The following is a 21,388-nucleotide window of genomic DNA, read 5'->3' on the forward strand; positions in this document are numbered from 1 at the left end:
GGAATAACATGAGTAACAGTAACCAAGAGAAGATAAAACAAGCAGTAGATTTGCTAATAGATAAAGATACTGATTTAACGAGTTTTTTTGCCAAAGACGGGATATTAAAGCAGTTAACTAAAAATATATTTGAAAGAGCCTTAAAAGCTGAGATGGATGAGCATCTTGTCTATAACAAATATGGCAGGATAGAGACTGACAATAGTAGAAATGGTGTATGCAAAAAAAGCCTAATTACTGAAGGTGGAGTATTGGAACTTGAAGTACCACGTGATAGAAATGCTGAATTTTCTCCTGTACTAGTGCCAAAGCGTCAGACTAGGATTGATGGATTAGATCAGAAGATATTATCCTTATATGCTAAAGGGATGAGCCTCTCTGACATTAAGATTCAGATTCATGAGCTATATGGTGCAGAGAACAGTGAAAGCCTTATTAGTCGGGTTACCGATAATGTTATGGATGAGGTCAGGAGTTGGCAGAATAGGCCTCTGGAAGCCATATATGCTATAGTATATTTTGATGCACTTATAGTTAAAGTACGTCAAGATAAGAGAATTATCAATAAGGCAGTATATGTAGCTTTAGGTGTAGATTTAACCGGAAGGAAAGATATTTTAGGCTTGTGTATTAGCGAGAATGAGGGAGCTAAATTTTGGTTAAATAATTTTACTGAAATGAAAGACAGGGGATTAAAAGATATCTTAATTGCTTGTAGCGATAATCTAACGGGCATGAGTGAGGCGATATCTGCAGTATATCCACAAACTGAGCATCAGCTGTGCATTGTACATCAAATCAGAAATAGTTTGTCATATGTAAGCTATAAAGATCGTAAAGAACTTGCAGCAGATTTGAAGCTAGTATACAGCTCTATCACTGAGGATGAAGCACTTACTGCCTTATCTGATTTTGATATGAAATGGGGCAAACAGTACCCACATATTGCAAAATCATGGCAAAATAATTGGCAGAATTTGATAATTTTTTTACAATACCCAGAAGTGATTAGGCGTATCATTTATACAACCAATGCAATCGAAGGTTTAAATAGTCAATTACGCAAGGTTACTAATAACAAAAGGGGTTTTCCTAACGACGACTCTGTATTTAAGACTTTGTACTTGACAATTGACTATATTACGCGAAAATGGAATATGCCTATCCAAAATTGGGGAGAGGCCATGGCTCACTTTTTGATAAAATTTGAGGGGTGAATTTAATGCCTATTTTAGAATTTACACACTTATATATCCAGAGCCTGACTTATTGCATAAAATAGATGGTTTTCAAAAGTTGGCTGATGGAATAAACGATAAAGTAGACACTAATATTGCAATAAATGCTAAAGATAAAGCTATAATAAAAGACACTATAGATGAGATAATACACAAAGCTAAAGAACTTAATAATACAACCGATATAGAGACAATAACTGCTAGTATGCAAGAGCTTATAGTTGATAAATCTACAAAATTAAAACTCATGATTATAGAGAACCAGCTTAACGAAATAATTGATAGCCAAAATATAAATGATGATGATGTTAGCATGTTAGGCGGTGATTTTGTACCTGCTGCCGGTTAATAATAAAATGCAAAAATATTTATCAATTAAGCAGACATCACTGGAGAAGGGGCAAAAGATTTCTTTGGATAATTTCCACTTTCTTTCTCCAATTTTTCAAAATGAAATATACCAAATCCAAATCCAATACTTGTTGGAATCATAATAATTAATACTCCCCAGTTTCCAAAGGTTTTTATTAAATGAGGAAAACCAAAAGAGCTAATAACATACATACAAGCAGCTGATAAAGCATATGTAAATGTTACGGAAGTAAAGCGTTTAAAGATTGGAAAATGTCTAAAACAATTTGGTACAGCCGGCATAACATTAAGGGCAAAAGCCATGATAAGTGATTGAATAATGAATATTTGATTTGGATTAGAAGCCTTATTTAATAAATATGGACATAGTAATATTGTAATAGTAAAAATACCTAATAATGCTTTTAGAATTTTTAAAGGATATATCTTATAACTTAATGCTGCTACTATTATTATACTTATAAGTTCTATTATAGATAATTTGAAATTTTGTTTTATAACTTGTTCAGGAGTACAGTTAAATTTGGTTACAAGAATATTGCCGCAATAAATATATGCAAAATAAAAACATACAGGCCATGCACAATCCATTATAAATAGAGCTATTGCTGTCTTTTTATTAATTTTTTCTTTCCAAATAGGATTATTTTCTAATACTTTTATATCCCTATTAGCTTTTTCAAAAGTTTTAAGTAATTTAAGCTTTGCATTAGCAAATTCAGGGGTTTCTCGTAATGCGGTTCTTGCTAATGTTCCTACAACGGCAATAATTGCACCGATACCAAATGCATAACGCCAATTAAAGCCATAAGAAGTAACAATAGTAGCAACCCCTAAAGCTGCGAAAGTTCCTACAGTAGCGAAAACCGTAGCTAAGGCTACAATAGGATATTGTATTGGAGGCTTAGTAAACTCGGTTAAATAAACTTCTGTTCCTATTACCTCTCCCATTGAGGACATACCTTGAACAATTCTACATAATATTATTATAATAGAAGCTGTTATACCAATTTCATTGTAAGTAGGAAGTAATGCCATTACTATGCACGAAGTAGCCATCATCATAGTTGTTATAACTACTGTAGTTTTTCGCCCATATGTATCGCCTAAATATCCAAAAACGAGAGCTCCGAGCGGTCTAAAGATAAAAGTAGCACATAAAGCTGCTATAGAGTAAAGCGAAGTAGCATAAGCATCAGCTTTTGGGAAAAAAAGCTCATTAAGAAGTACGGACATATGGACATAAAGCATAAGATCAAAATATTCCAATAAGGTTCCTACAGATAACAACCCTACAGCTTGTTTTTGTTCTTTTGTCAAACTTCTTTGTTCTTTTTCGTAGCCTAGCATAATTCTTGTATAAAAAATTAAATTGTAAAAAGAATTAATACTGTTTTGTATAAAAGTCAATAAAGAATTTTGTCTTATATGTTTAAATAGATTAATAATATTTCCTAATGCTTAATTACAAATCAGAGGAATATCTAATATATTAGACCAAATTTTATCCCAACCTTTTTCATGAGAAATATTAGGAAAAGTTTGCTTTTTTACACATGGTGAGTTACTTGTTTTTACGTAAAGTTCTGCTATGAAAGGCGGGACCCTTTTGTCATCCATGCCGGAGAGATGTAATTGAGGGATATTATTAACCTGCTTTGTATAATTTATCGGATTTAACGATTTAACTAAGTAACCACGATAATTATGATATTTATCGAACTTTTTAGTATCTAAATTACCGGCAATCGTTATAATATCTTTAACATTACTATTTTGAGCGGCAATTAATATTGTAAGCCCGCCGCCACCGGAGAAGCCGACTAAGCTAAATTTTTGTCCGTTATTGATAATATTTATGACATTGTTAATTGAATCTACAACTTCCTGCCCCATTCTTTTATCTAACCAATAATCGCTAACGCATTTTGGATTCATTTCTAAAGGAGTATATTGACAAGGTCGTGTTATATAAACAACATTCGGTCTTTTATCGATTGTAGCAAGCTTCAAGAGCATCGGATTAACAGGGGTAGGGTTGTCAGAGTTAACGCCGCCATCCGCAAGATGCCCATCTCCCTCAATATAGAATACGAAAGGTAGGTTATGGTCGGTAATACGCTGATAAGTCGTAAGAGTAAAATCACCACCGTTTACTAGCCTCATCTGAAAGTTATTTTGAGTTGCTATATCTTGTGAATGCTTTACCCTACTAGCTACATCATGAGTGGTAGAACACCCTGAAAGAAATATTGATGTAAGGAATATTATACAAAGAAGTTTTTTCATAATATTTATAGGCAATATTTGGTAGAAGTTACTTGCATGTCTTTAATGATATTCCTGCGTGGACACCAAATCGTCATTGCGAGCGACCGTAGGGAGCGTGGCAATCCAGGAAAAATAATAAAAAATTCTGATTTACAGAATTTTTTACTGGATTGCTTCGCCCTTATTACTACGTAATTTTTCTCGCAATGACAGAAAATAATTAAAACGGTATTTCGTCGTCTAAGTCGCTATGGTCAAAGGAATGATTTTTAGCTTCAGGATGTTTATATTCGCTATGCCCTGAATCTTGAGTATGATTATTAGAGTTTTTACTATCTAATAATATTAATTGTGAATTAAAATTTTGTAACACAACTTCCGTGGTATATTTTTCTTGACCTGAATTATCATTCCACTTACGGGTTTGCAATGAACCTTCAACATATAATTTACTACCTTTTGTGACATAGCGTTCTACAACAGATACTAATCCTTCGCTAAATATGACTACTCTATGCCATTCAGTTCGTTCTTTTCGTTCGCTGGTAATGCGATCTTTCCAAGTTTCGGTTGTTGCTAAGGAAAGATTAATGATTTTTTTCCCTTCGCCCGTAGTTCTAATTTCCGGATCACGCCCTACATTACCTATTAATATTACTTTATTTAAACTACCTGCCATAGATTACTACCTATTTTAAAATATTATTATTGCAATAATAAAATAAAAGAGCCTATAATACTACAGGTTTTTTAAAAAATATCTCAAAAATTTTGTAGTGAAGTGATTATGAACCAAGAATATATTAAGGTACGCGGTGCTAAAGAGCATAATCTAAAAAATATAAATGTTGATATTCCAAGGAATAAATTTGTTGTTATCACCGGTCTTAGTGGTTCAGGCAAGTCTTCTTTAGCTTTTGATACTATTTATGCAGAAGGTCAAAGGCGATATGTTGAAAGCTTATCTTCATATGCAAGGCAATTCTTGCATTTACAAAATAAACCGAATGTGGAATCTATTTCCGGATTATCGCCTGCTATTGCAATTGACCAAAAAACTACTTCTAAAAATCCTCGTTCTACGGTTGGAACTATAACGGAAATTTACGATTACCTTAGGTTATTATATGCAAGGGTGGGTATTCCTTACTCTCCGGCAACCGGTCTTCCGATACATAGCCAAACGATTTCTGAGATGGTAGATATAATTAATGAACTACCTAAAGGCACGAAAGTATATTTACTTGCTCCTATTGTTAGAGGACATAAGGGGGAGTTCAAACGTGAAATTATGAACCTGAAAAAGCAAGGCTTTCAGAAATTAATAGTTAACGGTGAAGTTTGTGAAATTGATGATTTACCGAAACTTGATAAAAATAAGAAGCATAATATAGAAGTCATCGTTGATAGAATAGTTCTAGACGAAAGTTTAGGTAATAGGCTTGCAGATAGCTTAGAGAGTTCGTTAAATCTTGCCGAAGGTATTACTTATTTAGAAATTGTAGAATTGCCGCCGGCAGTTAAGACCGAATTTGAAAAAAATCAACGTATTACTTTTTCCGAAAAATATTCTTGTCCGGTATCCGGTTTTCAGCTTACTGAAATAGAGCCTCGAATTTTTTCTTTTAACAGTCCTTTTGGAGCATGTCCTAAATGTGAAGGGATAGGTAAAGAGTTTTTCTTTGATAGAGAATTAATTGTTCCAGATCAAAGAATTTCTATTAAAGACGGTGCAATAGTGCCTTGGGGTAGCACATCTTCTAAATTTATCCTAGAGACATTAAAGGCTCTTGCCGATCATTATAAATTTTCTATTGAAGTACCTTTTGTAAGTTTATCACAAAATGTTAAGGATATTTTATTTGAAGGTTCAGGAGAAGAGGCAATAAAGTTTGAATTTCACGACGGTTCTAAAACGCAAATAATAAAACAACCTTTTGCCGGTATAATACCAAGTTTGCAGGAAAAGGACCGTACTATAGAGTCAGTTTTAATTAAAGAAGAACTAGCTAAATTTAAGTCAGAACATAAATGTACTGCCTGCTCAGGGTTTAGATTAAAAGACGAAGCATTATGCGTTAAAATAGCGAATTTTCATATAGGCGAAGTAGCGGGTATGAGTATTGCAGCCTTGCAAAAATGGTTTAGTCACTTAGAAGAAAAATTAAATAAAAAGCAATTATTTATTGCTGAGCGTATACTCAAAGAAATTACTGAGAGATTAAAATTTCTTATGAATGTCGGGCTTGATTATCTAACGTTATCACGAGAAGCAGGTACTTTATCGGGAGGAGAATGTCAGCGTATTCGTCTTGCATCTCAAATAGGATCAGGGCTTAGTGGTGTTTTATACGTACTTGATGAGCCGTCTATAGGGCTTCATCAACGAGATAATACAAGATTAATCGAAACCCTAAAAAGACTTAGAGATCTGGGTAATACCGTTTTGGTAGTCGAGCATGACGAAGAAACAATGTATGAAGCAGACCATATTATCGATATAGGACCGGGAGCCGGTATTCACGGCGGTCGTGTTATTGCAGAAGGCAATGCAGAAGAAATAAAGAATTTTGAAGAAAGTATTACAGGTAGGTATCTAAGTGGTCGTCAAACAATCAAAGTGCCGTCTGAAACAAGAGTAGGGCATGATAATAGGTCAATTGAATTACTTGGGGCAGTTTCTAACAATTTAGATAATGTTGATATCAAAATTCCACTTGGTACTTTTACTGCTATAACGGGAGTATCGGGAAGTGGTAAATCAAGCTTGATGATTCATACTCTATATAAAGCGGCTCTAAAGCATTTAGAGCCGACTAGTAAAGTATTTCCCGGCAAATATAGAGAATTAAAAGGACTTGAATATATTGATAAAATTATCGATATTAATCAATCCCCGATAGGTAGAACTCCTCGTTCAAACCCTGCGACTTATACAGGTGCCTTTACCCATATTAGGGATTGGTTTGTGGAATTACCTGAATCAAAAGCTAGAGGGTATAAAGTAGGCAGATTTTCGTTTAACGTTAAAGGCGGTAGATGTGAAGCATGCCAAGGTGACGGGCTAATTAAAATAGAGATGCATTTTCTCCCTGACGTATATGTAAAATGTGATATTTGTAATGGTCACAGATATAATAGAGAAACACTTGAAATAAAATATAAAGGCAAATCTATTGCCGATATTTTGATGATGACGGTAGAAGATGCAATGCAATTTTTTGAGAAAATTCCGTTAATCTATGAAAAACTAATTACCTTAAATGAAGTAGGTCTAGGCTATATTAAAATCGGTCAGTCTGCTACTACTCTTTCAGGCGGTGAAGCACAACGTGTTAAGCTTGCTAAAGAATTATCAAGACGTTCAACCGGTAAAACGCTTTATATACTTGATGAACCGACTACGGGACTACATATTGACGATATTAATAAATTGCTGAAAGTTTTACATAAACTCGTTGATATGGGAAATACCGTTTTAGTTATCGAGCATAATTTAGATGTTATAAAAACGGCAGATTATATTATTGAAGTCGGTCCTGAGGGGGGTGACAAAGGCGGTAAGATAGTTGTATGCGGCACTCCTGCAGACATTGCTGCTTGTGCGGAAAGCCATACCGGCAGATATTTAAAGCAATATTTGGAGTAAGTCTAATGCCTATGGTCGTGGTGGTGGGTATAGAAGCCTAGAGAAGAAAGTGCATTTGAGAATTCAGAGTTAGGAGTTATTTCGTTTGGTATTCCGCTACAACATATATGACCGTTTAAGCATATCACTTGATCGGAGTTTTTTATTACGGTAAATAAATCGTGAGAGATCATAAAGACCGTAATATTTAGCTTTTTACGAATCAGATTAATAAGCTGATAAAATTCCTGCTGGCTTGTTACGTCTAAAGATTGCAGCGGTTCATCTAAAATAATTAAGTCAGGATTATTAACTATTGAACATGCAAGAACTACCTTTTGAAACTGCCCTCCTGAGAGCTTAGAAATTTCTTGATCTTTTATATGTTCCAAATCAATAAATGAGTTAATCTCTTTAATATTGTTATTAAAATTACTCGGTGCTAACAAATCTAAAAATTTTTTCACCGTAATAGGTAAATCAGGGCTTAGGCCGAACTTCTGTGGTACATATCCGATTTTTAATTTGGAATCAATTATAATCTCACCGCTTGTCGGTTTTTCAAGCCCAAGCATTAACCGTACTATGGTAGTTTTACCTGCACCGTTAGGTCCGATTAAAGTAGTGATATTGTTTTTTTTGACGGTAAAGCTAACGTTATTTATCGGCAATTTATTACCGAATTTTTTAGATACGTTACGAAACTCGATTATAGGTTTTTCCAAGATAATATTTTGTGTTTAAAGTTTTACGTCATTCCTGCATGGCATTGTTGCGTGGACCAAAAAATCCGTTCGGTGTCATACCGTGGCTTGACCACGGTATCCAAAAAACAATAAAAATACTAATAATTTTAGTATTTTTAACTGGATCCCGCGATCAAGTCGCGGGATGACAGAGGTGAAATTGATCCACGCAACAACACCTGCTCGCAATGACGGTTTAATGCGGGTAAGCCATGACATCACGTAGAATAAATGCCGATTAATTCAGTTTCAGTTAGTAAATGTTTTTGCAAAGCTAATACTAAATCTTGCTTGCTAGCGTTTTCATCAAGCTCAAGATAATCATTTAGAGCGTATAGTTTGAAAAAATAACGATGAGGTTTACCGGCAGGTGGACAAGGACCTCCGTATTTCTTTTCTTTCCAGCTATTATCTAAAATTTTAATATTGCTATCTATTTGTCCTTCTGAAAGCTCAGTAATAGAAGCAGGAATATTATATATTATCCAATGATCCCATATACCGTGCGGTGGTGCTATTTCTATTGGTGCATCAGGATCATCCATGATAAGCACAAAAGATTTAGTATCTATAGGAGCATCATTCCACTCTAAATGCGGAGAAACATTCTGTCCTTTACAAGTAAATTTATCAGGAATACGCTCATTATGCTTAAACGCCGTACTTGTTATTATGAAAGTCATAAATGCTCTCCCCTATGAGTGTTGTTTATGTCATTCCTGCGAAAGCAGGAATCTAGACACTAAAAAGTATAACACACTAAATTTTTTAAATTAAAAGCTCAAGATAATTTCGCTTTTTTCTGGATTCCCGCTTTCGCGGGAATGACATAGAGTACTTTTCGGTATAACATTTTAGTTGACAACTTGCCATTGTCCGTCAGGTTGGCGGCATGCATTACCGTATGCTTTTTGTTGTTTTCCGCCTATTACAACTGTTTGAGTGTACTCACGGCAATATTGACCAGTGCTATTTCTGTAAGTTTTATTAGGTGTTACGTAACCATGATTACCGTTATCCGGATTACGCCATTCTACGCTAGTGCCGCTAGGTGTTGCTTCTAAAGCTCTTTGTGAAGTGAGTTCAGCAAGTCTTCTATCCTGCTCATCCATACCTGCACCTATTTGTCCACCAAGAACTGCCCCAAGTAATGCACCTACACCTACTCCGACAAGCTGTCCTTTGCCCTTACCGAATTGAGAACCAAGTAATGCACCGCCGGCACCCCCAAGAAGTGTTCCTGTACCTTGTTTATTCATACCGCCCGGACCGTTACAGGCTTGTAACATAGAAGCTGCAAGAGCTATAATCATAATTTTAGATAATAGTTTCATATAAATTCTCTCTTATTAAATATATAATTTAATAAGTATATGGTTTTTAGAATTTTGTAAAGTTAAAACTAGATTCTGTAAACAAAATTTAAATTATTTGTATTTTAAAATATTATTTTTAATTTTGTTCACGGAACCTAATTATAATTGAATTTTATATTTTCTTTGTTAAACTACAAAAAATAAATTGGAAAGATTCGTTATGGATACTAATAGCCGTAATCGGTTAATAAAATCGGCATCTTATTTATCGGTTACTACGGCATTAATTATTTTAAGTATAAAATTATACGCTTGGGTTGTTACCGATTCGCAATCAATTTTTGCTTCTTTAATTGATTCAATGCTTGATATAACTTCTTCCTTTATTAATTTAATAGCTTTAAGATTTGCCCTGCAACCGCCCGATCATCATCATCGATTTGGGCATGAAAAAATGCAGGATTTAACAATTTTTTCTCAATCGATATTTTTCTTTGCTTCAGCTTTTTTTGTAGGCTTTTCTTCGGTTAAATCTTTATTTGAAAAAACAAAACCGGAGAATATCAGTGACGGTACTACAGTAATGTATGTATGTATATTCTTAACAATTATTTTAGTACTTTATCAAACTTATGTAATTAAAAAAACAGGATCGGAGATAGTAAAAGCCGATAAGCTTCATTATTTCACAGACTTACTAACTAATGTTATAGTAATTATCTCTATAAATTTAAGTGATTATTTTTGGTTTGTTGACCCATTATTTGGTGTAGTTATTTCGTTATATATATTTCACTCTTCTTATTCTTTATTTAAAAAGGCATTTAAAAATTTAGTTGATCATGAATTACCTGAACAAGATAGACAAAAAATTATCTCGATAGTTAATAACCATTTAGGCGTGAAAGGTATGCACGAAATGAAAACTAGATATGCTGCTCAAAAAGCTTTTATTCAGTGTCATTTGGAAATGGACGGCAATATGTCGCTTTATAATGCTCATAAAATTAGCGATGAGATTGCTTTTGAAATATTGCAGGAATTTCCGGAGGCTGAAATAATTATCCACCAAGATCCTTTTGGAATCAAAGAACACATAAATTACCGTGAATATATTGTTAGATAAAAAAACGGATTTTAATAATTTTTTCATGGAGCAAGCTTTAAAACAAGCACGGATTGCTTTTGATAAAAATGAAGTTCCGGTTGGAGCAGTGATTGTAGATAGGTTAAATCAAAAAATAATTGTTAGTAGTCATAATAATACCGAAGAAAAAAATAACGCTCTTTATCATGCTGAAATTATTGCTATTAATGAAGCATGTAATCTTATATCTTCTAAAAATTTAAATGATTATGATATTTACGTTACTTTAGAACCTTGTGCTATGTGTGCGGCAGCTATATCTCATAGCAGGTTAAAACGTTTATTTTACGGGGCTTCTGATTCCAAGCACGGAGCAGTAGAAAGTAATTTACGATATTTTAATAGTAGTGCTTGTTTTCATAGACCGGAAATATATAGCGGAATTCTTGCGGAAGATTCGAGGCTATTAATGAAAGAGTTTTTTAAGAGGATACGATAATCATGGTAGAACTGTTGATACCGGAGTCCTCATTGCGAGCAGCTGTAGGCTGCGTGGCAATCTCATGAAATAATAACAAACTCCTGAGATTGCTTCGTCGAATTACTATATAATTCTTCTCGCAAGGCATTGTTGCGTGGACCGGTAAATGCTCTTTATGTCATTCCCACGAAAGCGGGAATCCAGAAAAAAAAGTATAAATACAGAAAATTTTTGAAATTAAAAGCTCGATTTATCTCGCTTTATGCTAGATTCCTGCTTTCGCAGGAATGACATCGGTATCCACGCACGTAAGCCTCTCGCAAGAATGATATAAAGAAGTAAGAAAATATGTTAAAACTATTAACCCCCTATTATTTTAATAAATTATTAAAGGTTATAATACCTATATTAGCTATATCTACTTTTGTCATGATGATTATAGGTCTTTATTTAGCTCTAATAGTTTCGCCGGTAGATTATCAACAAGGTGAGTTTGTACGCATTATGTATGTTCATGTTCCTGCTTCTTGGATGGCCCTTGGTATTTATGTTTTCATGGCAGCATGCAGCTTTAGCTATTTAGTATGGAAAACTACTATTAGCTATTTGCTAGCCGTAGCTTCTAGTTACGTTGGGGCTACTTTTACTTTGATTAGCTTAGTAACAGGTTCTTTATGGGGAAAACCTATATGGGGAACATGGTGGGTTTGGGATGCAAGACTTACCTCTATGCTCATATTATTTTTATTATATCTAAGCTATATTATCATAGTAAATAGTGCGGATAATATAAGAAAGGCACAAAATCCTGCTTCTATTATTGCTCTTATCGGACTGATTAACATACCGATAGTAAAATTCTCGGTAAATATTTGGTATAGTTTGCATCAGCCTGCTGGTGTTTTAAGGCTAGGGAGTCCAACTATTCACTCTTCAATGCTAAAGCCTTTAATTATCATGTTTATCAGTTTTATATTATATTTTCTATTAGTATTACTTTTAAGAACTTCTATATTAATCGACAAAATCAAAAACAGATAACAAAATGACCTATGTTATAACTGATGAATGCGTAAAATGTAAATATACCGATTGCGTTGACGTATGCCCTGTAGATTGTTTCTACGAGGGTGAATTTATGCTAGTTATCAATCCTGATGAATGTATAGATTGCGGCGTATGTGTTCCTGATTGTCCTATAGATGCTATCAAACCCGAATCACCGGAGTTAATAGAATGGGTAGAACGTGCAAAAGATTTTATAGAAAATAAAGGATGGAAAAATATTACCAAAAAAAAACCTGCTTTGCCTGATGCCGATAAATTTAAAGATGAGAAAAATAAGTTTAATAAATATATAAATAATATGAATTAAATACATGTGTTTATTTTGTCACAAAACTTTATAAAAGCTTTATTATATGAATCTAATTACCGATTAAATATAGAACTAAAAAATATAATATGTTATATATGCCATTAAAGATAATGTTTAATTATTTAATTTGAGGTGCTAACCATGAAAAAGTTACTTTTAATAGCTGCTACAAGTGCAACAATTTTATCTTCTAGCGTATCATTTGCTGAGGGCATGGATAATGAATGGTATTTAAGAATAGATGCCGGTGCAGCAATGTTTAATAAAGAAAAAGATAAGGCAACCGGTGTTAAATTAAAATCTAATACGACTGTTCCGGTTGATTTAGGTATCGGTTATTATATTTCCGAAAATTTTAGAGCCGATTTAACATTAGGCACTATAATAGGTGGAAAGTTAAAGAAATCTGGAGCTGCAACTAATGCACCTTTTACCGGTACTAACGTTTCAGCAAGCCGTAAACCTACTATTACACGTTTACTTATTAACGGTTATGTAGATTTAACTAATTTTGATATGTTTGATGTTTTTGCCGGTGCTGGTGTTGGTCCTGCATTAGTTAAAGAGAAAATTACATATAATGGTATAACAGGTCTTTCATCTAACACTAAAAACAGAACTAATATCTCTTACAAGCTAACTTTAGGTACTTCTGCACAAATCGCCGACGGTGTTAAAGCAGAACTAGCTTATAGCTGGATAGATGATGGTAGAACAAAAAGTAAGAATGTAATTTACCAAGGAACAAGTGTACCAACCGGTGGCATGCGTTATCAAAGCCATAACTTAACAGCCGGTATAAGATTTGATATATAATTAACAAGAATATATTAATAGTTTTAAGTGATAGCCCAATGTCATACCGTGGCTTGACCACGGTATCTAGAAATATAAAAAAAAGACTGGACTCCGTGGTCAAGCCACGGAGTGACATTAAGCGACAACTCAGAAATGTCACCTAAAACTATTTTTTATTGAATTTAGGTAAAAATTATTATCTAATATCGTTTTTACTAACAACTAATAAAATTTAAAGGAAAAATTTAACAATATGAAAAAATTACTTTTAATAGCAGCTGCAAGCACAGCACTTTTAACTTCCGGTCTTTCATTCGCTGATTGCGATATGAATTCTTCCGTAGATTCATCTACTAATTCATCGATGTCATCATCTATGGAAAATCAATATTATTTAAAACTTAATGCCGGTGGCGTGATTTTTGATAAAGCAAAGCCTTCAAATAGCAGTGTTAAGTTAAAATCCAATACAGGTTTTACCGGTAATATTGGAGCAGGTTATTATATCATGGATAATTTAAGAACTGATTTTACAATTGGAATGGTAACAAATAACCACATGAAAAAGTCTACAAATGTTTCAACCTCAACCTCTAGCTCTACTGTTACTACTGTACCATCAGTTATTTCAGCAGGTGGACAACTTATTATTAATGGTGTTGTGATTCCAGGAGGTGTACTTACAAGTGGTCCTGGTGGCACTACCACCACTGCTACTACAGTATCAGTAAAACATAAACCTACTATTGTAAGTGCATTACTTAACGGTTATGTAGATTTTATTGATGTAAGTATGTTTAAAGTGTTTGCAGGAGCAGGTGTCGGTGCTGCGTTAGTAAAAGAAAAAGTAAATATTTCAACTAAGACTGTTGCTAATAATAATGTTATTAGTAGTACTAATTTTTCAGGAACCACTAAAAACAAAACCAACTTTGCTTATCAATTATCTTTAGGGACTTCATTTGAAGTAGCACAAGGTGTGAAAGCAGAACTCGTTTATAGCTGGACAGATTACGGTAAATCAAAAACTAATACTAAAAATGTTGCCGGAAATAAGGTTAAATTTGGTGGAACCCGTTATAAAGGTAATAACTTAATGGCAGGATTAAGATTTGATATGTAATTAGATCTCAAATCTTTTTACAAACTATTAACACGAAAAAGGAGTCTTTAATAAAACTCCTTTTTTTATTTGTGTGCTTTTTGCTTGTATGGATACCAAATCGTCATTGCGAGGAGGCGTTGTTGCGTGGATACCGATGTCATTCCTGCGAAAGCAGGAATCCAGCATAAATCGAGATAAATCGAGCTTTTAATTTCAAAAATTTTCTGTATTTATATTTTTTCTGGATTCCCGCTTTCGCGGTAATGATATTGTATGCTTTTTTTGAGCCATGCAACAACGTCTACGCCCGTTCGCAATGACGATTAGGTATACACTACTGAGTTAAGAATGACATAATAGAGTTATCATATCTTAGATTTTCCTTTATAAAACGTTACGTTCATTTGATGTATTGCTTCAAAGCCTAAATAAATTTTAATACGTTCTAGAATAATATCTTGATAATAAGGTAATTCTGCTGCCGTAGCATTATCTTCTGCTTGTATAAATAGCGTATTAATCTTTTGTTTTTTGTAAGTATATGTGGTGATTTTTAAAGGTAATGCTTTAGTGCTGAAGTTAAATCCGACTATTTTATTCCAGTTAATCATGATTTCAGGCAGCAATGGATGTTGTTTGGCAAATATACGTCTAACTATTTTATCGATATCCTCTTTAATTAGCTTCATTTTAATAAACTCTGCACTGTTAAAGTTATGACGGCTATTGCAAGCATTATAGATATTACGGGAAAATATAAAGATGTAACCGATATAATCATTAAAAATATATTACAAACTGCTATAATCGATACTACTTGTTTATGAGACTTACCTTTTTGTACTGCTTTTTGAAAAAAATGTTTTAGATGAGGTTGCCAAATTTTTTCTTTATTGAGTAGCCGAATTAATATGGTTAGCACTGCATCAGTGATGTAATATAAGCTAGCAATAGCACAAGCTACAAATAAATTAGTGCTTGTAAGAGCAAGCAAGAGTAAGCAAAGGCCCGTTAAGAATCCAAGGCTAATACTTCCCACATCTCCTAAAAATATTTTTGCCGGATGCCAATTAAATATTAAAAAACCACAAGAACAACCAAGAATAATCACATTTACGCTAGCTATAAAATACGGATTATCAATAGCAGGAAATTGTAAGAAACATAATATAAGCATGGTGCTAGATAGATGGATAGATTCCACACAACTCATACCGTCTATACCGTCCATGAAATTATATATATTAATAAAACCGCTTAAAGCTATAACTAAAATATAATATATTAGTATATGAATGGAATTTACCTGCGAAAAAAGAAAAATAGCAAAGACTGCACAAATTAAGTGGAATATTAAACGAATTAGAATAGGTACGGCTTTTAAGTCATCTAAAAAGGAAATCGAGGCAATTACCAATAATAACGGTAATATTTTTATTGAATTAGCAAGGTTATTGCTCGTTATATATTCAAACCCGCTCAAAGCAATCATTACGACAATTACAATAGCAAGACCGCCGCCGCGCGGTGTTATCTTATCATGAGAGCGACGACTACTAGGTACATCAACTAAACCGATTGCAGGAAGATATTTAGTTAATATATATGTTAATATAGCGGTTGCTATAAAAGAAAACATAAACAATAGACTTCCTACATAACTTGCTTCTAAGGGTAATTTGTACGTCGATCCGGTACTCGCATCCTCACGTACTAGTATGTATGCTGCGGTGCTGCGTTCCGTGTCTCCTTCAAATTCCTCCTTATCAGCTACGTTATGTAAAAAGTCTAAAGTGCTATAGCTATTTATATTCATAGTAACATATTATATTAGATTTAAAACTATAATATTTGTTATTACTTATAATGACATGATCATGTACCATAATATTTACGGTTTGGCATGTCTCTACTATCTTATTTGTCATATGAATTGTCGGCTTTTGAAGGTTCAGGGCTGCCGCTTGGATGATTATGCACAAGTATAAGGCTGCTTGCTTCATTAAATAAAGCTCGTTTAATTATCTCACGTGGATATACTGCAGCTTGGTCTATAGTTCCTTGACTTAAAACCTCATCGGCAATTAAAATATTTTTCTTATTCAAAAATAATATACGAAATTACTCTAGTCGCATATTACCCATATTAACTTTTAAATAATCAATCAAAGAACTCCAAGAAGCAATAATATTTTTATTTATTATTTTTTGTTTCAATACTCTATTTATCAACTCACGTATTAAAGCAAAATTGATATATAAATTTTCATTGGTGCCTTTAATACTAAGTAGCCTTTCCTTATCAAGGTTAATTAAATCCGTAATATCAAAATGATCAAGTAATTTTTTAGCAAGAGGTTTTACGTCTTTACGAGGGATAGCCGAAAATAACATTACTTCAAGTAATTCGTAATCGGAAAAATGTTCTGCTCCAGCAGCGACGAAGCGTTCTTTTACTCTTTTACGGTGACCTATATAATGAGGCGTATCATCATTACTAAATTCTATCAAATTATTTTCTAACATTCTTTATGTTTACTCAAATTTGTTGCTGATGTCATTCCTGCGAAAGCAGGAATCCAAAAAAATAACCTATAATTATTAGTACAAAATACATATAAAAAACAAGTTTTTTAATATGTTCTGTTGGATTCCTGCTTCGCAGGAATGACATCAAATCACTGTATCAAACCATACAATCAATTTTTATCCTATAGTTTAGTATGGAGGATAATCAAGTTTTTTAGGTGATAACGTAAATATTTCAAAACCGTCTTTAGTCACGCCTAAAGTATGCTCAAATTGAGCCGATAATGATTTATCACGTGTAGTAACCGTCCATCCATCTAATTTACTTAATATAGTATCATAATTACCGGCATTGATCATAGGTTCAACGGTGAAAAACATCCCTTCTTCTAACGTTAGACCCGTGCCGCTGCGACCGTAATTTAATATTGATGGTTCGTCATGAAAAACTCTTCCGATACCGTGACCGGTATAATCTCTAACCACAGAATAATTATGTTTCTCGGCATAGCTTTGAATAGCATAGCCAATATCACCGAGTTTAGCACCGGGTCTAACTACTTCAATCCCTTTCATCATTGCATCATAAGTTACTTGAATAAGACGCTTTGGCTTAATTGCTACGTCACCGACATAATACATACGGCTAGTATCGCCGTACCAACCGTCTAAAATTACTGTAACATCAATATTTACTATATCACCGTTTTTTAACGGTTTATCGTTTGGAATGCCGTGACAAACCACATGATTTATAGAAGTACAAATCGATTTTGGAAAGCCTTTATAATTTAATGGTGCAGGAATGGCATTATGAGAAGTAATAAAATTATGACAAAGGTCATTTAAACTATTAGTAGTGACGTTCGGTTTTACGTAATCAGTAATAAAATCGAGCGTCTCTGCAGCTAATTTTCCAGCTAGCCGCATCTTTATGAAATCTTTTTCCGTGTGGATTTTTATGGTCATGAATTTTGGTTACCTTTCCCTCTAAGTAAAAAAAATATATTTTTCATAATACAAAATGGTTCTTTTAATGTAAATAACTTATCCTATTATTGAGAAGTGTTGCTATGTTACTTGATTTAGGTTTTGGATATTATATAATATTGTTAATATAATTATTATTTAACATAATGGGTGTAGTTAGGTTATTATTTGCTCTTTCTGTTGTAGCTTCACATTCAAATTCTCATCCATTTCTTAAATTTGTAGGTTCAGAAATCGCAGTACAATCTTTTTTCATGATTTCCGGCTTTTATATGGCTATGATTCAGAGCAATTATACAAGCAAAATAAAATTTTGGAAAAGTAGATATTTAAGGCTTTATCCTACTTATATCTTTTGTATTTTAGTTACTTTCTTCTTGCAGCAAAAATTTTCTTTTTTAAGTCAATTGTATAATCTTCCATTTCCGGCTGGTTTTTTTTAATTTTTACAAACCTAACAATGTTATTTCAAGATGTAACAATGTTTATTGGAATTAATAATAATACAGTACATTTTACAAAATACTTTATTGATTCCACCCCTCCTCTTTATCAATTTTTATTGATACCTCCTGGTTGGTCAATTGGGTTAGAAATTTCTTTTTATTTAATAGCACCTTGGATTCTAAAAAAGAAAAATATCTATATTTTATCTATAATTTGTATATCTTTAATTACTAGAATTATCCTTCAACTTAACGGATTTATAGGAGATCCTTGGTCTTATAGATTCTTTCCTTCTGAACTTGCAATTTTCTTAATTGGTAGTCAAGCATTTTATATTTATTCTGGTAAAGAAATAAACGAAAAAAAGTCTTGGCTTAGTCAATTACTCTATTTATATATTATATTAATAATTATTACTTTTCCTTTTATCCCAATAGAGCCTCAATTAAAAAAATTACTTTGTTATTGTTTATTTGCTCTATCTTTAGGAAAAATATTTGACTTAACCACAGATAATAAGTTAGACAAATTAATTGCTTTACTCTCTTACCTAATATATTGTTGTCATTTAATTGTCTTGTATAATATATTACCTGCTATTTCATATTGGGCTGATAATGGGACATTTCTTAATACGTTGGTTACTTTTATAACAGTAATAATTATTTCTTTTTTAATTTATTTCTTTATTGAAAAGCCTATAGAATATTATAGAAAAAGATATAAAACTCATAATTTAGCTTAATATTTAAAACTATGCTATATTACATAAATAAAATTCTTTCAAACAATAAAGTACAAGCTGTTATCTTAGGGATAATTGGGTTTGCTATTGTTACTGTTCTCACGTCATATAATATAGACGATCCGTCTTTTAACTCGGTTACAACAGAGTATCCTAGTAATTTAGTCGGAATTCCTGGCTCTTATTTATCAGACTTTTTATATCAATTTTTTGGGTTGGCTGCTTTTATTATACCGCTTGCTTGCTTTGTTTGGGGTAGAAATTGTTGGTATGGAAGATATCGCGGCTCATTTATCCGTATATTTGTAATGTTGCTTGCTCTCATTAGCAGTAGCACATTATTATCTAAGATTAAGCTAGAATTCATACCTGCAAATGCAGGCGGAGCTGTTGGAATAATAGCTTCTAATTTTTTTGAGCGATTTACAAATCAACTATACTTATTATTAATATTTTTTACCTTTATTATATTAGTTGTTTTACTTGAAATTAAATTTACTTCTTTAAGTAATTTTATTATTAAGCTAGGTAAATTTTTAATCTATCGGGTACAATCTTTTTTACATAATATATTTTCACAATTATCTTCAGTAAGATTATTCCCTACTAGCAATAATGATAAGATAAATATAACTTCTTCTTACCAAAAGCCTGTAAGTGAAAAAGTAAAATTCACTGAAGAAGCAAAACCCGTACCTGCAAATCCTATAAAATTCTTTAGCAAACCCCCAGCAGTTCCTAAAATATCTCAAAGCGAAATAGCAGAATTGCCGCCTATTTCGTTATTACGTGATCCTGAAAACCATCATGTAAAAGGGGCTTCTTCCTCAGAGCTAAAACAAAAAGCCGAGGAGCTATTAACCGTGCTGAATGATTTTGGAGTTAAAGGGCATATAATTAATATCAATCAAGGACCTGTTGTAACTCAATATGAATTTGAGCCGGCAGCAGGTACGAAAACATCAAGGGTAGTAGGATTATCCGACGATATAGCACGCTCGCTTTCGGCTCTATCGACAAGGATAGCAGTCATACCCGGTAAAAATGTGCTTGGCATTGAGCTTCCTAATAAGCAGCGTGAATTCTTTTGTTTAAAAGAACTGATAGAAACTCCCGAATACCAAGACAAATCAACTTTATTACCATTAGTTTTGGGTAAAGATTTAGCAGGTAAGCCGCTGATTGCCGATCTTGCTAAAATGCCTCATTTATTAGTAGCAGGAACCACCGGCTCAGGTAAATCGGTCGGTATTAACGCTATGATAGTCTCGCTCTTGTACCGCTATACTCCTGAAGAATGCCGCTTTATCATGATTGACCCGAAAATGCTTGAATTATCGGCTTATGATGGAATACCGCATTTGCTAACTCCTGTGGTAACCGAGCCTTCTAAAGCGGTAGTTGCTCTTAAATGGGCGGTTAAGGAAATGGAAAATCGCTATAGAATGATGAGCAATATCGGTGTTAAGAATATTGCAGGTTATAATACAAAAATCTTAGAAGCGGTTAAAGAGAATAGAGTAATTGAGCGTTCGATTCAAACGGGTTTTGACCCTGAAACAGGTAAACCTATTTACGAAACCGTTACGATGAATATGGAAAAGCTACCTTACATAGTGGTTATTGTCGATGAGATGGCTGATTTAATGCTAGTTGCCGGTAAGGATATCGAGATGTTGATTCAAAGGCTTGCTCAGATGGCAAGAGCGGCAGGCATCCATATTATTATGGCAACTCAAAGACCTTCTGTAGACGTTATTACCGGTGTCATTAAAGCCAACTTTCCAAGCCGTATTAGCTTTAAAGTTACCTCTAAAATCGATAGCCGAACGATTTTAGGCGAGCAAGGCTCCGAGCAGTTACTCGGTATGGGTGATATGTTATTTATGGGTAATACTTCAAAGATAAGTAGGGTACACGGACCGTTTGTTAATGAAGCCGAAATCGAGAAAATTACGGAATATTTGAAAGAGACCGGTACGCCTGAATATATCTCTGCCGTTACCGAGCAACCTGAAGAAGACGATAGTAACATTGATATCGGTGACGGCACATCTGATGAAGTGCTTTACAAAAAAGCCGTGCAGATAGTGCGTGACGAGCGTAAATCCTCCATTAGCTATATCCAAAGATCGCTTAGAATCGGCTATAACAAAGCTGCCAACTTAGTTGAGAAGATGGAGAAAGAGGGAATAGTTTCGCCTCCTAATCATACAGGTAAAAGAGAGATATTACTGCCTGAGAGGTAAATGTCATT

23 protein-coding genes and 4 pseudogenes are annotated in these 21,388 nt (G+C 33.5%); 15 read left to right on the forward strand and 12 right to left on the reverse strand.

The window, feature by feature from the left end:
• Positions 1-8 precede the first annotated feature (8 nt).
• Both AC5587_RS07460 and AC5587_RS07465 read left to right on the forward strand, forming a co-directional pair.
• Positions 9-1,217: an IS256 family transposase gene (locus AC5587_RS07460; protein WP_499162332.1), complete on the forward strand. Its 1,209-nt coding sequence runs from the start codon at positions 9-11 to the stop codon at positions 1,215-1,217.
• A 52-nt stretch (positions 1,218-1,269) separates the two neighbouring features.
• Positions 1,270-1,587 (forward strand): hypothetical protein, encoded by a 318-nt coding sequence (locus AC5587_RS07465; protein WP_499162333.1) that lies wholly within the window; start codon positions 1,270-1,272, stop codon positions 1,585-1,587.
• 26 nt (positions 1,588-1,613) lie between these two features.
• On the opposite strand, the gene AC5587_RS07470 is transcribed toward AC5587_RS07465, so the two are convergent.
• Positions 1,614-2,960, reverse strand: coding sequence for an MFS transporter (locus AC5587_RS07470; protein ID WP_499162334.1), 1,347 nt, complete (start codon positions 2,958-2,960; stop codon positions 1,614-1,616).
• Positions 2,961-3,071: 111 nt separating this feature from the next.
• On the reverse strand, positions 3,072-3,899 hold the full coding sequence (locus AC5587_RS07475; protein ID WP_499162335.1) for an alpha/beta hydrolase family protein: 828 nt from the start codon (positions 3,897-3,899) through the stop codon (positions 3,072-3,074).
• Positions 3,900-3,944: 45 nt separating this feature from the next.
• Here AC5587_RS07475 and AC5587_RS07480 point away from each other — a divergent pair, with 45 nt between their 5' ends.
• Positions 3,945-4,076, forward strand: coding sequence for a hypothetical protein (locus AC5587_RS07480; RefSeq protein WP_410527926.1), 132 nt, complete (start codon positions 3,945-3,947; stop codon positions 4,074-4,076).
• A gap of 25 nt (positions 4,077-4,101) precedes the next feature.
• Here the strand turns inward: AC5587_RS07480 and AC5587_RS07485 are convergent, their stop codons facing one another.
• Positions 4,102-4,560, reverse strand: coding sequence for a single-stranded DNA-binding protein (locus AC5587_RS07485; protein WP_499162336.1), 459 nt, complete (start codon positions 4,558-4,560; stop codon positions 4,102-4,104).
• A 108-nt stretch (positions 4,561-4,668) separates the two neighbouring features.
• Between AC5587_RS07485 and uvrA the strand changes: the two genes are divergently transcribed.
• Positions 4,669-7,530 (forward strand): excinuclease ABC subunit UvrA, encoded by a 2,862-nt coding sequence (gene uvrA / locus AC5587_RS07490; protein ID WP_499162337.1) that lies wholly within the window; start codon positions 4,669-4,671, stop codon positions 7,528-7,530.
• 2 nt (positions 7,531-7,532) lie between these two features.
• On the opposite strand, the gene AC5587_RS07495 is transcribed toward uvrA, so the two are convergent.
• Positions 7,533-8,234: an ATP-binding cassette domain-containing protein gene (locus AC5587_RS07495; protein ID WP_499162338.1), complete on the reverse strand. Its 702-nt coding sequence runs from the start codon at positions 8,232-8,234 to the stop codon at positions 7,533-7,535.
• Positions 8,235-8,272: 38 nt separating this feature from the next.
• Between AC5587_RS07495 and AC5587_RS07500 the strand changes: the two are divergent.
• A pseudogene (locus tag AC5587_RS07500) lies at positions 8,273-8,436 on the forward strand (MFS transporter); the annotation flags it as partial.
• A gap of 37 nt (positions 8,437-8,473) precedes the next feature.
• Here AC5587_RS07500 and AC5587_RS07505 read toward each other — a convergent pair.
• The gene (locus AC5587_RS07505; RefSeq protein WP_499162339.1) at positions 8,474-8,938 is read right to left on the reverse strand and encodes a YbhB/YbcL family Raf kinase inhibitor-like protein; all 465 of its coding nucleotides are present in this window, start codon (positions 8,936-8,938) and stop codon (positions 8,474-8,476) included.
• 171 nt (positions 8,939-9,109) lie between these two features.
• Entirely contained in the window at positions 9,110-9,589 is a 480-nt protein-coding gene (locus AC5587_RS07510) for an RT0821/Lpp0805 family surface protein (protein WP_485440760.1), read from the reverse strand.
• 202 nt (positions 9,590-9,791) lie between these two features.
• Between AC5587_RS07510 and AC5587_RS07515 the strand changes: the two genes are divergently transcribed.
• The 7 genes from AC5587_RS07515 (at position 9,792) to AC5587_RS07545 (ending at position 14,438) form a co-directional block, all read left to right on the forward strand.
• Positions 9,792-10,697 carry a cation diffusion facilitator family transporter gene (locus tag AC5587_RS07515; RefSeq protein ID WP_499162340.1) on the forward strand — a complete coding sequence of 302 codons (906 nt, stop codon included), beginning with the start codon at positions 9,792-9,794 and terminating at the stop codon, positions 10,695-10,697.
• Positions 10,678-11,157 carry a nucleoside deaminase gene (locus AC5587_RS07520; protein WP_410526755.1) on the forward strand — a complete coding sequence of 160 codons (480 nt, stop codon included), beginning with the start codon at positions 10,678-10,680 and terminating at the stop codon, positions 11,155-11,157. Before AC5587_RS07515 ends, AC5587_RS07520 begins: the two co-directional genes overlap by 20 nt.
• A 129-nt stretch (positions 11,158-11,286) precedes the next feature.
• Entirely contained in the window at positions 11,287-11,430 is a 144-nt protein-coding gene (locus tag AC5587_RS07525; RefSeq protein WP_499162341.1) for a hypothetical protein, read from the forward strand.
• Positions 11,431-11,487: 57 nt separating this feature from the next.
• Positions 11,488-12,180, forward strand: a complete 693-nt coding sequence (locus AC5587_RS07530; protein ID WP_499162342.1) for a heme ABC transporter permease — start codon at positions 11,488-11,490, stop codon at positions 12,178-12,180.
• A 4-nt stretch (positions 12,181-12,184) separates the two neighbouring features.
• On the forward strand, positions 12,185-12,514 hold the full coding sequence (gene fdxA / locus AC5587_RS07535) for a ferredoxin FdxA (protein ID WP_040256521.1): 330 nt from the start codon (positions 12,185-12,187) through the stop codon (positions 12,512-12,514).
• Positions 12,515-12,658: 144 nt separating this feature from the next.
• Positions 12,659-13,333, forward strand: a complete 675-nt coding sequence (gene adr, locus AC5587_RS07540; protein WP_499162343.1) for an adhesin Adr — start codon at positions 12,659-12,661, stop codon at positions 13,331-13,333.
• A 235-nt stretch (positions 13,334-13,568) separates the two neighbouring features.
• Positions 13,569-14,438 (forward strand): outer membrane protein, encoded by an 870-nt coding sequence (locus tag AC5587_RS07545; RefSeq protein WP_499162344.1) that lies wholly within the window; start codon positions 13,569-13,571, stop codon positions 14,436-14,438.
• Between the two features lie 347 nt (positions 14,439-14,785).
• Here the strand turns inward: AC5587_RS07545 and AC5587_RS07550 are convergent, their stop codons facing one another.
• The 6 genes and pseudogenes from AC5587_RS07550 to map form a co-directional block, all read right to left on the reverse strand.
• Positions 14,786-15,109 carry a DciA family protein gene (locus tag AC5587_RS07550; protein ID WP_410527598.1) on the reverse strand — a complete coding sequence of 108 codons (324 nt, stop codon included), beginning with the start codon at positions 15,107-15,109 and terminating at the stop codon, positions 14,786-14,788.
• Complete coding sequence (locus AC5587_RS07555; RefSeq protein ID WP_499163021.1) at positions 15,106-16,059, reverse strand: MraY family glycosyltransferase; 954 nt, start codon at positions 16,057-16,059, stop codon at positions 15,106-15,108. Before AC5587_RS07555 ends, AC5587_RS07550 begins: the two co-directional genes overlap by 4 nt.
• A 14-nt stretch (positions 16,060-16,073) precedes the next feature.
• Positions 16,074-16,206 (reverse strand): annotated as a pseudogene (locus tag AC5587_RS07560) (palindromic element RPE1 domain-containing protein); the annotation flags it as partial.
• Positions 16,207-16,222: 16 nt separating this feature from the next.
• A pseudogene (locus AC5587_RS07565) lies at positions 16,223-16,637 on the reverse strand (JAB domain-containing protein).
• A gap of 6 nt (positions 16,638-16,643) precedes the next feature.
• A pseudogene (locus AC5587_RS07570) lies at positions 16,644-16,946 on the reverse strand (UPF0758 domain-containing protein); the annotation flags it as partial.
• Between the two features lie 192 nt (positions 16,947-17,138).
• Positions 17,139-17,918 (reverse strand): type I methionyl aminopeptidase, encoded by a 780-nt coding sequence (gene map / locus AC5587_RS07575; RefSeq protein ID WP_499162345.1) that lies wholly within the window; start codon positions 17,916-17,918, stop codon positions 17,139-17,141.
• A gap of 167 nt (positions 17,919-18,085) precedes the next feature.
• Here map and AC5587_RS07580 point away from each other — a divergent pair, with 167 nt between their 5' ends.
• The 3 genes from AC5587_RS07580 to AC5587_RS07590 are packed head-to-tail and all read left to right on the forward strand — an operon-like array spanning position 18,086 to position 21,380.
• Positions 18,086-18,382, forward strand: coding sequence for an acyltransferase family protein (locus AC5587_RS07580; protein WP_499162346.1), 297 nt, complete (start codon positions 18,086-18,088; stop codon positions 18,380-18,382).
• 17 nt (positions 18,383-18,399) lie between these two features.
• Positions 18,400-19,131: an acyltransferase family protein gene (locus AC5587_RS07585; protein WP_499162347.1), complete on the forward strand. Its 732-nt coding sequence runs from the start codon at positions 18,400-18,402 to the stop codon at positions 19,129-19,131.
• Between the two features lie 11 nt (positions 19,132-19,142).
• Positions 19,143-21,380 carry a DNA translocase FtsK gene (locus AC5587_RS07590; RefSeq protein ID WP_499162348.1) on the forward strand — a complete coding sequence of 746 codons (2,238 nt, stop codon included), beginning with the start codon at positions 19,143-19,145 and terminating at the stop codon, positions 21,378-21,380.
• Positions 21,381-21,388 lie beyond the last annotated feature (8 nt).

The organism is Rickettsia endosymbiont of Hedychridium roseum (assembly GCF_964028255.1).
Classification (GTDB): Bacteria; Pseudomonadota; Alphaproteobacteria; order Rickettsiales; family Rickettsiaceae; genus Rickettsia; species Rickettsia asembonensis.